This is a genomic window from Escherichia sp. KS167_9B (assembly GCF_030295215.1).
Classification (GTDB): domain Bacteria; phylum Pseudomonadota; class Gammaproteobacteria; order Enterobacterales; family Enterobacteriaceae; genus Escherichia; species Escherichia coli_F.
On the sequence record NZ_AP025754.1, the window covers coordinates 3,202,482 to 3,215,692 of the forward strand.

Here is a 13,211-nt window from a genome sequence, read left to right on the forward strand (position 1 = left end):
TCCTTTGTCTTATCAGAAGTCAGCCAGCTGGTCGGAGGCTGCGCCCGTTGCGGTGAACCGGTTCTGCGGATCGCCGTCCTGCGTGCGCAGTTTTTCCTTCAGTGCTGCCAGCTCTGTGGTCAGTGACGTAATTTTCTGGCGGTCCTGCTGATGGCGGGTTTCCAGCACATTAAAACGGTCGATAATGTCGGCCTGTGACGTTGCGACGCCTTCCACCGCTTCCTGAATACGGGAAAAACTGGCGTCATCCGCTTTGCGGCCACGGCCAATAATTCCCATTACGCGGTTAAACCACTGGGTGCCTTCTTCCTGGCGTTGTTCTGCCATTTCGATGATTTCAGACTCGATGGCTTCGGAGATAAGCGGTGCTTCACCCTGGATACTGTTGAACGTCATCACTGCCTGACGTTGCTGTGCCGTGAATTTCAGGCGCTCAGTGCCCAGGCTTGCCGGGGTGTCGGTCATCGCCAGCCCGACCAGATAGGCGCGCCCGTTAACGGAGAACTGCGGGTGCAGTTCGATACTGGAATAGATTTTCTTGCCGTCAGCGACAAGCTGCTTCATGCGCTCGGTCGGTTCGATTTCTGCATACAGCGCAGTACGTCCGGCCAGCGGGCCTTCCGTAATATCTTCCGTACTCAGCGCGGTGACATCGCCCATTGCGGAAAATTCGCTTGACGGGCATGGCGAGAGATAGTGCTCAACGTTCACGCGGGCAGCGTAAACATCCGGGTTGAAGTTCTCGGCAGCTTCACGCAGATGTACCGGACTGATTTCGCGTCCATCAACAGTTGATCCGGAGACAGCCACGCGAAACTTTTTGCGGGATGTCTTTTTTTCATTAGCCATAGTTTTTGCCCCTCTGACTGGTTCTTCAGTCATGATGGCAAAGCGTAACAGGCTGATACAAAGGGCTTTTGTTGTAAGAAAACGGCCAGAACAGGGGGTTAAGGAGAACGGTTTCGCGCGCGGGTAATCTTCCTGTAATTACTCAGGGGGAGCAATGATTCAGGACGCTTTTGTGCGCCAGCGTGCGCGTCAACTTTACTGGCAGGGTTATCCGCCCGCAGAAATATCACGTCTGATGGGAATAAACCCGAACACGATTTATGCGTGGAAAAAACGCGACCAGTGGGATGAAACGCCACCCGTGCAGCGTGTCACGCAGTCCATCGATGCGCGCCTCATCCAGCTCACTGAAAAACAGAATAAAACAGGTGGTGACTTCAAGGAAATAGACCTGCTGACCCGGCAGCTTAAAAAACTGCATGATGGCCAGCCGGATGCGGCGGCCACAGGAAAGAAAGGCCGGGCGAAAAAACTCAAAAATCATTTCACGCCGGAACAGATTGCCGCACTGCGGGAAAAAATCATCAGCAGGCTGGAGTGGCATCAGCGGGGTTGGTTTGACTCCCTGACCCTTTGCAGGGAAGCCGGGATACGTAACAGGATGATCCTGAAATCCCGACAGATTGGGGCGACCTGGTATTTTGCACAGGAAGCACTGCTGATGGCGCTGCGTGACGATGTGGCGCAACCTTACCAGCGTAACCAGATTTTTTTGTCTGCGTCGCGTCGTCAGGCGTTCCAGTTTAAAAGCATTATTCAGAAGGCCGCGGCTGAAGTTGATGTGGAGCTGAAAGGGGGCGATAAAATCATCCTCTCCAACGGCGCAGAACTGCATTTTCTCGGTACTTCTGCTGCGACGGCACAGTCCTACACAGGCAATTTTTATTTTGATGAATTTTTCTGGGTCAGTCGCTTTGCTGAACTGCGCAAGGTGGCTGGCGCTATGGCAACCCTCAGCGGGCTGCGACGCACCTACTTCTCCACGCCATCCACCGAAACGCACGAGGCATACGTCTACTGGAACGGCGACCGCTGGAACGAGAAAAAGGCCGCGCATAAACGCCAGCGTTTTTCTGTGGACTGGAAAACGCTGCATAACGGGCTTATCTGCCCCGACCGGACGTGGCGGCAAATTGTCACGCTGGAAGATGTGGTTAATCACGGCTGGAAACACACCGATATTGATGAAATTCGTGATGAAAACACCGAAGACGAGTTCCGCAATCTCTATATGTGTGAGTTTGTCCGCGAAGGGGAATCGGCATTTAACCTGAATATCCTGATTGGCTGCGGTGTTGATGGATACGACGACTGGAAAGACTGGAAACCTTTTGCTCCCCGCCCGATGGGGAATCGTCCGGTATGGATTGGGTATGACGCAAACGGCAGCAGTGGCAACGGCGACAGCGGCGCTGTGTCCGTGGTGGTTCCTCCGGCTGTTCCTGGTGGCCGTTTTCGAACGGTGGAGACGCGACGCGTTCAGGGGCTGGAGTTTGAAGAACAGGCCAGAGTCATTGAAGAGTTCACGTGTCGCTACAACGTGGAACACATCGGCATTGATGTGACGGGCGGGAACGGGGAGGCTGTTTATCAGATAGTGAAACGGTTTTTCCCTGCCGCTATTCCGTACACCTTCACGCTGTCATCAAAACGGTCGCTGGTACTGAAAATGCTGCAAATAATGCGTGCCGGGCGATGGGAATACGATCGCGCCGAACGCGAGCTGGTCGCGGCCTTTAACGCCGTGCGTAAGGTGAAAACACCGGGCGGCTTTATCACTTACGAAACGGACCGCGCGAGGGGGATCAGCCACGGCGACCTTGCGTGGGCAACCATGCTTGCTGTCATTAACGAACCAATTGGCGGCGAAGGAGAAAACGAGCGTTTCACGGTTATGGAGTTCTGATGAGCAGAAAAAATAAAAAAGTGCGCATGAGTTCACGCATTGATCTCGCTGATGCGCTCAGGAAAGAATCGTCGCTCAGTGCATTCACTTTTGATGGTCCTTATCGCCTGACCGGGCATGATTTGCTGGACAATATGTACTGTGCTGATAACGGGCGGTGGTATGAAACCCCGGTGGACTGGTACGGTCTGGCAAGAGCCGCCCGGCAAACGTCCTGGCATCAGTCTGCGCTTTACTTTAAGCGCAATGTATTACTCGGTTGCTACATCCCGCACCCGCTGCTTTCCCGGCAGGATTTCTCGGCGCTGGCGCTGGACTGGTTTGTGTTCGGTAACGCATTCCTTGAGCTTCGAAGCAATATGCTCGGCGAACCGCTTAAATTACGGCACGCCCTGGCGAAATACATGCGACGCGGAAGCGATCTTGAATCATGGTGGTATGTGCAGGATGGTAAGGACGCGTTTCAGTTTCGCCCTGGCAAAGTGTGCCACCTGATGAATCCTGACATTAACCAGGAAATCTACGGCATGCCGGAATATCTCGGCGCATTACTCTCGGCCAGCCTGTCTCATTCGGCGGACATGTTCAGAAAACTGTATTACGACAACGGATCCCACGCCGGGTGCATCATCTACATCGGTGCAGCGCAGGTAAACCGCGAAAGCATGGACTCCCTGAAAGAAACGCTACAGGGTGCGCGTGGTGGTGGTGCGTTTAAAAACGTGCTCATTCATGCGCCCAACGGGGGCAAAGAGGGGGTGCAAATTTTGCCGTTCCAGCAGATCACCGCAAAGGATGAGTTCATGAATGTTAAGGCGGCATCCCGTGATGATGTGCTGGCTGCGCACCGCGTTCCGCCGCAACTGATGGGGGCGATGCCGGGCGAAAAAAGTGCGTTTGGTGATGTGGAGAAGGCCGCGCGGGTTTACGCAATTAACGAGCTGATGCCCGTCATGGAGGCTATGAAGCACATCAATGACTGGCTTGGCGAAGAGGTGATCCGCTTTAACCCTTACGCACTGTTAGATACCCAGCCCACATCCTGACGCGCTTCGCTTGTCTGCTGCTTCGCCGGGGCATAAAAAATTTATGCCCCGACTCTCCAGCTCCTGTATCAGTCAGATAATTTCACGACGCTTTCCTGCTTATTGCCATCATCGACGGTCAGACTCTTACGCAATCCCACTGCGCTGACTGCATGTTCTCGCCGCCTCAGTGCGATTTTGACGGCCTTACCTTTCACCCCATCAAACCAGAATCCCTCACGTATTTTTCACGCTCAGCGTGAGAAATACGGCCATTCTGTCGTGTCGCTGCGACATCGTTAAGGGAACGCTATTTACCCCCTGAAACGCGGGCTGTTCCCCCGTCACCTGCGCGCAGAAAAAACGCGTTTTTTTGTGCACGCACGGATCCTTGACGGATCCAGCCGCCATGCGGGCCGGAAGGGTAAAAAGTTGTTCAAAAAAATTGTGCAAATTTGTGCACTATTGTGCAGCAGGGCGATGCGCGATTATCGCCCTGGTTTGAGGGGGATCAGGTGTTATTTTTATCTGTCGTCAGTGGGCTACACCATCCACGATTTACATCGCAGGACTGGTGCGTTCTGTCCTCGTGTTTCTCCTGCCACAATGCCTTTCCGCCAGCCTTTATGATGGCTCTTTCAACATCCCGCTCGTATCGCAAGGGCTGAAATACGTCATTAATGAAATATTCGCTTATGTCCGGAAGCGATACTGCAAAATTATTGGTTTGTTGCGCCGTCCGGCTATGCAGCAAAGCGGCATGCTTTAATGCGTCCTGTGCTTTCTGGAATTTAAGTGCATAGTCAGTGGCGATTTTTTCCAGTTCAGCGATTCGGTTGTCTTTAGTTTCCAGCCAATCAAGTAGCGCCAATACTTCAGGATCCCCGACATCCAACACTGTTACGCGTGATTTTTCATAATGTTCGTCGGCAAGAGTTCGACCAATTTTGAAATCTCCATCATCACCATAACCGGAGCAGGCATAAACAACCTGTGCTCCAGATATTCGCTGAATTGACATTTCCTCGCCGCAAATAGGGCATTTCGGTACTGGCGCAGGTGAATAACGTTCGCGTAATGCCTGATAGTCAATCTTGCTCACTGGTTGCCTCCTTTGTGTTGCGTCAGCTCTTCCTGCGCCTGCATCATGCGATTGACCTGAACGCGTGTGCGTCGAACGGCAAAATTAAATTGAAACATGAGCCGGAACATTTCTGAGGCTTCCGTGTGAGCATCATGGAGAGGTGACAGGCGGTACAGTTCTGCCTCCGTAGCTTGTTGAATCAATGACAGATCAAATTGAAGTGCGGGTCTGGTACATTTTGCACATCTGGCAGCAAGCTCCGGCATCAGTTTCTTAACGAAGGTGTTTTGCACCGCCTTGTTGAGTTGTGTCTGCATCCAAATCGCAAATTTCAGCGAACGCATAAGTTTGATAGCCTCGGGCAGCGGCAGATAGATCATGCTGGTAGATTTGGGTGGTTGGTGAATCATCTTCACGGATACGCGATTTCGCAGCGTTCGGAAAATCGTGTTCCCAACAACAGCTTCTACGGATACAGGACAAGGAGCCAGACCAGCCCGCAGTGCTTCTTTCATTAGCATGTATTCGTATTTTTTCATCGTGTTTTCCTCGTGCGGGGCGACAGTGCGCCCCGATAAAATTAAAAGTCGTCAAATTCGTCATTCAGGAAATAATGCCCGGATATTCCCTGCCATCTGACTGGTTATCTGTGCGGTTGGTACTGGCTGTGACACGGGGCGTTCTGTCCTGGTTTGTGTCACTGATAACGCCTCATCGTCAGCCCATGCAGCCAGTCGGTAAGCCTCTGCTGGATTCATTTTCAGAAGTGCCAGCCCGGCCAGAAAAGCCACGCGTTGGCCGCTTTTGCGGGCTTCTGGTGTAAGGCTATCCAGCCAGGCGCATGCTTCGCTTTCGTTCTTGACGGCCGCAGGCTTCAGATAGAAACTTATCCGTCTGGTTGGTGTCGTCATTGGTTTACTCCTTGTCCATTGCGTACAGCCCATTAACCAGAGCAAACTGTGGCACCCCGTCCGCGATGAAAGTCGCATTAACTCCGCAGGCTTCGCGGATAGCGGGTGCCACAATCTCCGCCCCTCCACCGACAACCATCACCCGCCCGTAACCCGAAAAAACCGCCAGCGCGCGGATCACGCGTTGTTTCAGTGTTTCTTCCTTTTCACGAATAACCGCCATCAGGCTGGCGTAATGCGCGTCATTGTGGATGTGCTGGCGCAGCCAGGCTTCATCATGGCGATGTTCGATAATGGTATTGGCGATGTGGTGACTGGTGCGCATACCGTTAGTGGCCATCACCGACAGTACGGCATCGGCCATCAGAGAAACGCCTACGTGTGGATCGCAAAACACCTGGCTGATACCTGCCAGTTGCCCCTGAACCTTTGCCACATCCAGCGTGGTTCCGCCCAAATCCACAATCAGCAGGGATTCAAACGGACTCATGTCAGCCAGTGCCTTAAAGCCAGCCGGAATGGATTCAGGCATAACCCGCACGTTACGGATAGTGAATGCTTCGCCGTTCTGGTACTCCACCGGGCGCATAACGTTCGCTTTTTTGCGGTTGATGTTGGCCATGTCCGGCTGTGCGTTTGTGTCGAAATACTCGCTCAGTGGCAGGGTGACAACCACATCCACCTCCTGTGGTGTGATGCCTGATTTGACCAGCGCGTGATGAATGGCAATGACATTCACATCGCTGTATTGGTATTGCGTGTCGGTCGTCTGGACAAAGCGATCGCTGACCGGATCAAAACCATAGCGCACGCCATCAAGCATGTAGTTCGCGGGCTGCGTGCCACCGAACGGCGCAGACCATTCCGACTTGAAGCTGTTCGGGCTGATGGCGTTGCGGCGTTCGCCGTTCTCAGTCCATGCCAGCTTGATGTTGGTGGAGCCGTCGTCGATACAAATTTTCATGTCGCTTTTCCTTATGTTGATTAATTAATCGTTTACGGGATTCTGAAATCCCGTTTTTGCCTGTTTTGTGCGCGCTTCATATATCGCTGCGCGTTTTTTGCTCATTTACGGGATTCGTGAGTCCCGTTTCTGTCTGTTTTTTGTTTCCACTGGTCAGGCCACCCCGCAGCAGGTCTGCTTTGCGGCGGGCGCGTTCAGTGGTTTCACTGATTCTCTGTGCGTGCTCTGCGTCGCGGATGGCGCGCAGCATGTCAGAAAGCACGGTAACGGGTGTTTTCATGGTGTTCTGGTCCTGCTGAAGTGTGGATGCCAGGCGTGCGGCGGCTTCGGGGTCTGATGCCCCCAGCTGTTCCAGATAGCTGGCGACAGGGTTATGGCGGATCTCCGTGCTGCTTACGCCGTGATTACGGCTCAGGCGTTGCCAGAGCTGCGTGATTCGGCTGTCCGGGCGGGTATCCGGTTTGCGTACAATTTCAAATCCCTGCGGTGCAATGATGCTGCCGTCAACGTACAGACTGCCGCCCCGTAACAGGTGCTGCATCTGTTGTTCACCGATATGCAGGCCGAGAGATTCAGCAGACTCCCGCCATTCTTTAGCGAGTAATTCGTGGTTATCAGGCAAAGGCCGCTGCTGTTTGCGGCTCTGTGTCCAGCTCTGCATTTCATCACTGCTGTTTTTTGCCTGTTTGTCACGAAGCGAACGCATCAGCGCCCGGCGTTCGTGCCGTTTCAGTGAGCGCATCCATTCGTTCACTTCAACGCCGTCAGGGAGCTGCGGCCACGGTGCTGGCCGTTCTTCCGGCTGTTCTGTCCCGTTGTTGTCCGTTTCCTGTACACGGGGACAGTTATTGCCACGAGTCCAAGGGGCGGCAGGGCCGCCCTGAAGGTCAAAACCATTTTCGCGGGCGCTGTCTTCCGCTTCCGGTTTGCGTCTTACCAGCTTCCAGTTATCCGGATGTGTACATACGCGGGAAGACTCCCCGATGAGTGGCGACCAGATCCCGTAAATCTGTACGCTCTGTTCACCGTAATCGTTCAGCTCATCTGCGAGGTCGTAGGCGGTGCGAATCAGGTAGTCTTTGCGTGGAACAAGTACGCCGCCCTGTTTCTCAATGTAGGTGGCAAAACATCCGGCATCAGCGGCAGCAAGAACCGCGTCCATTGCGTCATCCTTCAGCCGTTGCGGGCCTTCCGGGTTGCGTGCCATCTGGCTGGCAAGGCGGCGGAGTTCACGCCACACCTGACGGGAGGGAATGCCAAAGAACTGGAACTGGCGGACCCGGTGAAGGCGCGCCCAGCCGATGGCGCGCTCCACGCTCTCGGCCATTGATTTTCCTGTTTCGTGGTCAACGCGTGGCTTGCCCGTTTTCGGGTCGATGCCATCCACGGCGCGGCTGTCCAGGTTCTTTCCGATGTAGGTGGCGATGTAGCTGGTTGGCGTGCCTTTTGAGCCGTCTACATACTCCGCCTTAAAGCGCGGAGTAATATCATCGCCCAGCTCGTGACGATCTTCCTGAATGGCAATATCGCGGGTGTGGGACACAATGGTGTCGATTTCTTCCGGATGGGCAAAGACCATCATATGCCAGTGCACGGTGCCGTCATGGTGAGGCTCCACCGTGCGGATGCCATACCAGCGCAGGCCGTCGCGGTTCAGTTTCTTGCGGACCGCCGCAAAAAACGTGTTAACCAGGTAATCGCTGGAGTCGCGCATGGTGGCCCCGTTCCATTTGGGATTCGGATGACCGTTCTCCGTTGTTGCGTGGTATTTTGACGGGCAGGTGACAGTCAGAAACACCGCTTTGTCACCACGGGCTTCGGCCAGAAGTTCCAGCCCCTTCATGGTGGCCATCATTTCTGCCTTACGGTGAACCGGGTTACTTACTCCCGCGTAATACACTGTCTCGAGATCAATCGTGAACCCGTCTTCGTTTTCCAGCATGAAACTTTTCAGGAAATCGCGTGTTTTCTCGCGCTGTGCGCGAAACTCGCTTAACGCGTCCTGGCTCAGATAAGGCGATGTTTTTCTGGAAACCAGACAGGCGGCGCGGAGTTGTTCTTCTCTCCACTCGCAACGTAACAGCCACAGTTTGCGTTTCCACCAGTCCGCACAGGTCAGGCGAAGGATTGCACCCGGCAGCAGTTCCGTATCCGGTTCGCTCTTGTTCAGGGCTTCGTAATGTGGCGGCATGATGTGCAGGCGTAATGCGATACGAGCCAGCATCCGGTAAGCCTTCAACATTACATCCATGGTCAGCTCGCCATCTCTGGCACCAAAGCCATCGCAGAGTGTTTCGAAGGTGCTGCTGAACATCGCCGCGGTCATGGTGGCCAGCGTCTGTATCTGGTGCTTGTTGAGCTGCGGCAGGTAAAGCAAATCGTCCAGGCGTTCGCGCCCGGCAAGGGAGCGATAACCCGGTGTCAGCCAGCGTCCGTCAGTGCGATCCAGACGTTCGAATATTTTGCGCAGGGTTCCGCGTGCATAGCGTTCAGCCTGCCAGCTCTTTTTGCCTTTCTGGCGATCGGCTTCCTGTTTTTTGCGCAGGAAAGAGAGGTGGCGGCTCAGTGGTTCACGCAGATAAACAGGTAGTGCCTTTAGTGTGGCAAAGGCACGGGCTACTGGGTCTTGTTCTGTTGCCCGGCGCTTACTGATGATGCTCTGTGCCAGCTTTTCACGCTGTCCGGCTTCCTCAAGGGATGCCATGAGTTTTTTACCCATGGCGGATTGTGCGAAAAAGGCTTCTTCCTTCGCTTCCTGTTCTTCCTGTGCCCTTTTGTCTGCCTCAAGGTAGTAACGGATGGCGCGTTGCAGGTCGGTTTCAGTTTCCTGCCTGCGCTCCGTAAACCTGGCCGGATCAATGGCTGGCCGTGGTTCATTCCAGCTCCATGCAAACTCGCTCATGGCTGGTATCCCGTCACGCGCTGCCACTCCTGCGAGAAGATGGCGGAAAGGCGGTTAAATTCAGCGGTGTATTCACTCAGCGAGGCACACCCGCCAGCAGTGCGATGCGCCAGCATTGCCGCGAATACGGAGGCCGGGGAGTCGTAATACGCCAGCAGTGATTCGCCGTGTGGTGTCAGGCAGTGCAACGCCAGCCCGTGTGGTGTGAAGTCCACGCGGTAGCAGTCGTCTACTGTGAAATAAAGGGTGTCCGCATTCTCCGGTTTTGTAGTGCGTGCTCTGTTGTCACGACCACGGATGTAAAGATCAAATAATCCCTGAAGAACGGGAGCCAGACGGGTGTCCTGTGTGCGCACCCATCTTGTGAAGTCATGAGCGTCAATCATGCTGCAATTCTCTTTACTACAGATGTGCGAAGGCCTCCCGCCGCAAGGTGCAGGAAAGGCCCGGAACAGGAATTAATGGAGTTTGTTTTGCTGCTGGATGAGCTGCTGAAGCTCGCGCAGATCATCCGCCAGATAGCTGAAAACAGCGGATGAGTAGAGGTTTGAAAGTTCGCAGCTACGCTCATGCAGCATATTGATGTGCATGATTTTAGCGACGCGGAATGCGCGGGAAAGTCTGCGGTTGATTTCAGTCTGGATGTGACGACGCTCCGCGATAGCGCGGTGCTGTTTGCGGTTTGCCATGATATGTGGCCTCTTGTAGTAAGTTGTGAAAACTCACCATCCAGAGGTTCCAAGCTCGGGGTGGTGAGACGTACAGGGTTGGAACTACCGGCTACAAGAGATCCCGGCCCGACCGAAATCGGCCCCGTACGCCCCACCATAATTCGTGTGCGAAAAAGACGTGGCAATACAGTACGCACAAAAAAACCGCTGGCGCGGTTGTGCGCTCTTGTAGTCTGCGGGGTTCCAATCCCGGCACCCGTTTTATGAGGTGCAGCGGAAATGTAACCTGACTGATTGCGGCATGGCAAGCGGTTTTTTTGTGAGAACGGCATACTAAAAAATCCTGATGCTGCTCCGGCCAGCGGTTTCCACTGGCCGGGTTTAATTACTTCACCGGAACAAACGGAACAGCGGTATTACTGGTCATGTATTGCGGCAGCGTGCCGTTCCATTTGTTGATAGCTTCCAGCTCCATAACGCCGGGGTTCTGGCGCAGAGCTTCACCGCGCAAACGAATGGCGTCGGCTTCAGCCTGGGCTTTTGTGCGAATGGCATCAGCCTGTCCGGCTGCTTCTGCGCGTAGCATGTTGGCTTCTGCTTCGCGCTGCTTGACTTCCTGTTCGCGTTGCAGAGTTTTCTGGTTTGCCGTGACTTTGGCATTAATGCTGTCGATAACGGTTGGTGGGTATTCCGGTTTACCGACATAAGAGAGGCTCATTACCTGAATGCCGATAGGTGTCATTTCTGCCTGAATGTCTTTAAGTGCTGAATCCAGCAGTTCAGACTTGCCACCGTCGATAAATTTATCGGTGGTCATTTTGCTGGCCAGTCGGTTGAGTGCGTCGGCGATCTTCTGGCGCAGGTCAGTGTCGGTAATGTCATCCACGCCTTTGCGGTAGGTCTGAAACACTGTAGTAACTTTGGATGGATCAACCTTGTAGGCCACACCGATGTGATAGCCGATGGTTGTGCCGTCACTCATCTGAAAGCTGAACGGCTCATCGTAGGTCTTCATTTGTTTGAAGGTTGGGAAGATGTAAACCTCTGTATTCCAGCCTGTCCAGTAGCGGCCAACGCCAACCACTTCACCGACGCCTTTGTCGTCGCCCAGTTTGTTGACTTTGATGCCCACATTACCTGGCTCAACGCGATCGCAACCAACCAGCAGGATGGCAGCAAAAAGCGGGAGAATCTGAAAGAGTTTGAATTTCTTCATTGTTTGATTTCCTTGATGTACTTACTGAAAAGGCGAACAACGCCTGCCGGGTACAGCATGGCAATGAAAATGCCCAGCAATACCAGGAAGGAGCTGTCTGATGAAATCATTCGGGGGAGTAGTCCTGCATACAGAATGAGAGAAACGAGGACGCATACCAGCGCCCACATGTATGCGCGAAACCAGGTCTTTTTGTTCATATCGAGGTCCTTTACTGGTTAAGGAAGAAATCAAAAACCTTGTCGATGCGTTGCAGTAGCTCTCGTTGCATTGCTTCCGGCGTTTCTGGTTCACCGGGCGAACCCAGTGGTGCGCAGAAATCAGCGATTTCATGATGGAGCGCCAGGCGAATGGCTGGAGACATGGTTCTGGCGTGCTCCAGCTCATCCAGCAGTGCCAGCACGGCAGACGGCGAGAGCATTGCACGAAACGCCAGTAATTTTTGATGCGTTGCCATTCGTTGCAGGTCAATCGCCAGTTCGCGTAATTCCTGGTGGTTGATGGCGCTCATGCTCTGGCTTCCTTCAGTAGCTGGTTAAACATGTTGGTAAGTGGATTGCCGCACCCGAACGGCATCGGGTTTATCTGGTAAGAAAAGCGACCGCCTGTTTTGCGTTCTTTTCTTATGACTGAACCGCTGCGCCAGAGTCGGCGTAACTCCGCATTAATGGCTGTGGTTGGGGTATTCAGTGCTGCGGCGATTTCTCCACCGCTACACCCCGGATTGGCGGCGATATAGTCCAGAATGGTCATCTGCGTGACTCCTGTACCTGTCGGATAAGGTTCACCCGCACCACATTCGTGGCGCAGAAGTAAGTGCCGTCAGTGAGATAGATGTGATGTGCATCCTTTTCTGAACGGTGTTTGTCGATTGTGGTAATCAGGCGTTCGTCGACTTCGTATTCACGTCCTCTGGAGGTAAAACGAACGACAGGAAAATGCTTAATTGCCATTACGCCTCCTTGGCGTGTGCGAATACCTCCGCGAATGCGGATTGTTTTTACATTTTCTTATTTAACCTGTGGTTTTATTTGCTCTGTTATTCGCCAGTGAAAAAGCGTTCAATCTTTTTTACTGAATGAATAATTCGCATAATCCCAATGGCGCAGGCCACCGAAATAATCAGAACAAGCCATGAGATAAATATACTCATGCAATATTCCCCAGCTTATACGGTTCAATATGTTCCCCGCATTCTGCGGCACAGATCAGCTCGGAAAGTTCGTTAAGTGCATCCAGATCATCAGCGTAAAAAGCCACGTCATACAGACTCCGGATTGCCCTGGTCAATGAGTCACGGGCTGCACGTTCAGCATGAGCGCCTGATGCGCTTAAGCGAAAATAAAAACGCTCAAGTGCTTTGTTAATGAGAGTTTTATATTCTTTGCCCATCACAACGCCCTTTAATCTGCTTTTTTAATTTCAGCTTCTGAATCCATACAAATAATTTCGATATAGGGTTCATCGCTATTAGCCTGGCGCGCTTTTTCAGCTTCGTTAATGGCTTCGCGAACGGTCTGGTACGGAAGCTCCACGATCAGTTGTGCGTTGTTCGCATAAACGTGAGTAACTGCTTTTTTTTCTGCCTGGGCTACAGCATCAATAGCTGATGCACGTAATAACAGTTCACCGCGAAAATCAATAAAACGGATAAATACACCTTGTGCATACTCTTTGGTCATA

General features: G+C 53.2%; 18 protein-coding genes and 1 pseudogene. 2 read left to right on the forward strand and 17 right to left on the reverse strand.

Annotation, left to right across the window (positions count from 1 at the left end):
* Positions 1 to 12: 12 nt before the first annotated feature.
* Positions 13 to 849 (reverse strand): GPO family capsid scaffolding protein, encoded by an 837-nt coding sequence (locus tag QUE34_RS16040; protein ID WP_001262654.1) that lies wholly within the window; start codon positions 847 to 849, stop codon positions 13 to 15.
* 154 nt (positions 850 to 1,003) lie between these two features.
* Between QUE34_RS16040 and QUE34_RS16045 the strand changes: the two genes are divergently transcribed.
* Together QUE34_RS16045 and QUE34_RS16050 are read left to right on the forward strand one after the other, a co-directional pair.
* A complete protein-coding gene (locus QUE34_RS16045) occupies positions 1,004 to 2,755 on the forward strand; it encodes a terminase large subunit domain-containing protein (RefSeq protein ID WP_286338857.1) in 1,752 nt (583 codons plus the stop codon).
* Complete coding sequence (locus tag QUE34_RS16050) at positions 2,755 to 3,801, forward strand: phage portal protein (RefSeq protein ID WP_000087812.1); 1,047 nt, start codon at positions 2,755 to 2,757, stop codon at positions 3,799 to 3,801. Before QUE34_RS16045 ends, QUE34_RS16050 begins: the two co-directional genes overlap by 1 nt.
* Before the next feature lie 490 nt (positions 3,802 to 4,291).
* Here QUE34_RS16050 and QUE34_RS16055 read toward each other — a convergent pair whose 3' ends face one another.
* From QUE34_RS16055 to QUE34_RS16130, 16 genes and pseudogenes are all read right to left on the reverse strand, one after another.
* Entirely contained in the window at positions 4,292 to 4,882 is a 591-nt protein-coding gene (locus tag QUE34_RS16055) for an ead/Ea22-like family protein (protein WP_042053774.1), read from the reverse strand.
* The gene (locus QUE34_RS16060; protein ID WP_000759755.1) at positions 4,879 to 5,403 is read right to left on the reverse strand and encodes a hypothetical protein; all 525 of its coding nucleotides are present in this window, start codon (positions 5,401 to 5,403) and stop codon (positions 4,879 to 4,881) included. The genes QUE34_RS16055 and QUE34_RS16060 overlap by 4 nt, the downstream gene beginning before the upstream one ends.
* Before the next feature lie 60 nt (positions 5,404 to 5,463).
* Positions 5,464 to 5,775 (reverse strand): plasmid partitioning/stability family protein, encoded by a 312-nt coding sequence (locus tag QUE34_RS16065; RefSeq protein WP_000211276.1) that lies wholly within the window; start codon positions 5,773 to 5,775, stop codon positions 5,464 to 5,466.
* A 4-nt stretch (positions 5,776 to 5,779) separates the two neighbouring features.
* Complete coding sequence (locus tag QUE34_RS16070; RefSeq protein ID WP_000686521.1) at positions 5,780 to 6,739, reverse strand: plasmid segregation protein ParM; 960 nt, start codon at positions 6,737 to 6,739, stop codon at positions 5,780 to 5,782.
* A 76-nt stretch (positions 6,740 to 6,815) separates the two neighbouring features.
* Entirely contained in the window at positions 6,816 to 9,641 is a 2,826-nt protein-coding gene (locus tag QUE34_RS16075; protein ID WP_286338858.1) for a replication endonuclease, read from the reverse strand.
* A complete protein-coding gene (locus QUE34_RS16080) occupies positions 9,638 to 10,027 on the reverse strand; it encodes a hypothetical protein (protein WP_000564227.1) in 390 nt (129 codons plus the stop codon). Before QUE34_RS16080 ends, QUE34_RS16075 begins: the two co-directional genes overlap by 4 nt.
* 72 nt (positions 10,028 to 10,099) lie before the next feature.
* Positions 10,100 to 10,330 (reverse strand): derepression protein, encoded by a 231-nt coding sequence (locus QUE34_RS16085; protein ID WP_000013452.1) that lies wholly within the window; start codon positions 10,328 to 10,330, stop codon positions 10,100 to 10,102.
* 26 nt (positions 10,331 to 10,356) lie between these two features.
* Positions 10,357 to 10,644: pseudogene (locus QUE34_RS16090) on the reverse strand (ash family protein); the annotation flags it as partial.
* Positions 10,645 to 10,697: 53 nt separating this feature from the next.
* Positions 10,698 to 11,528: an SPFH domain-containing protein gene (locus QUE34_RS16095; protein WP_023140813.1), complete on the reverse strand. Its 831-nt coding sequence runs from the start codon at positions 11,526 to 11,528 to the stop codon at positions 10,698 to 10,700.
* Positions 11,525 to 11,728, reverse strand: coding sequence for a hypothetical protein (locus QUE34_RS16100; protein ID WP_001036813.1), 204 nt, complete (start codon positions 11,726 to 11,728; stop codon positions 11,525 to 11,527). The genes QUE34_RS16095 and QUE34_RS16100 overlap by 4 nt, the downstream gene beginning before the upstream one ends.
* 11 nt (positions 11,729 to 11,739) lie before the next feature.
* Positions 11,740 to 12,039 carry a hypothetical protein gene (locus QUE34_RS16105; protein WP_001696649.1) on the reverse strand — a complete coding sequence of 100 codons (300 nt, stop codon included), beginning with the start codon at positions 12,037 to 12,039 and terminating at the stop codon, positions 11,740 to 11,742.
* Positions 12,036 to 12,281, reverse strand: a complete 246-nt coding sequence (locus tag QUE34_RS16110; protein WP_000153674.1) for a MarR family transcriptional regulator — start codon at positions 12,279 to 12,281, stop codon at positions 12,036 to 12,038. Before QUE34_RS16110 ends, QUE34_RS16105 begins: the two co-directional genes overlap by 4 nt.
* Positions 12,278 to 12,481 (reverse strand): hypothetical protein, encoded by a 204-nt coding sequence (locus QUE34_RS16115; protein ID WP_000985161.1) that lies wholly within the window; start codon positions 12,479 to 12,481, stop codon positions 12,278 to 12,280. Before QUE34_RS16115 ends, QUE34_RS16110 begins: the two co-directional genes overlap by 4 nt.
* 86 nt (positions 12,482 to 12,567) lie before the next feature.
* The gene (locus tag QUE34_RS16120) at positions 12,568 to 12,681 is read right to left on the reverse strand and encodes a hypothetical protein (protein ID WP_000021656.1); all 114 of its coding nucleotides are present in this window, start codon (positions 12,679 to 12,681) and stop codon (positions 12,568 to 12,570) included.
* Positions 12,678 to 12,920, reverse strand: coding sequence for a DUF4754 family protein (locus tag QUE34_RS16125; protein ID WP_000514277.1), 243 nt, complete (start codon positions 12,918 to 12,920; stop codon positions 12,678 to 12,680). The genes QUE34_RS16120 and QUE34_RS16125 overlap by 4 nt, the downstream gene beginning before the upstream one ends.
* 11 nt (positions 12,921 to 12,931) lie before the next feature.
* Positions 12,932 to 13,210 (reverse strand): hypothetical protein, encoded by a 279-nt coding sequence (locus QUE34_RS16130; protein ID WP_081178290.1) that lies wholly within the window; start codon positions 13,208 to 13,210, stop codon positions 12,932 to 12,934.
* Position 13,211 lies beyond the last annotated feature (1 nt).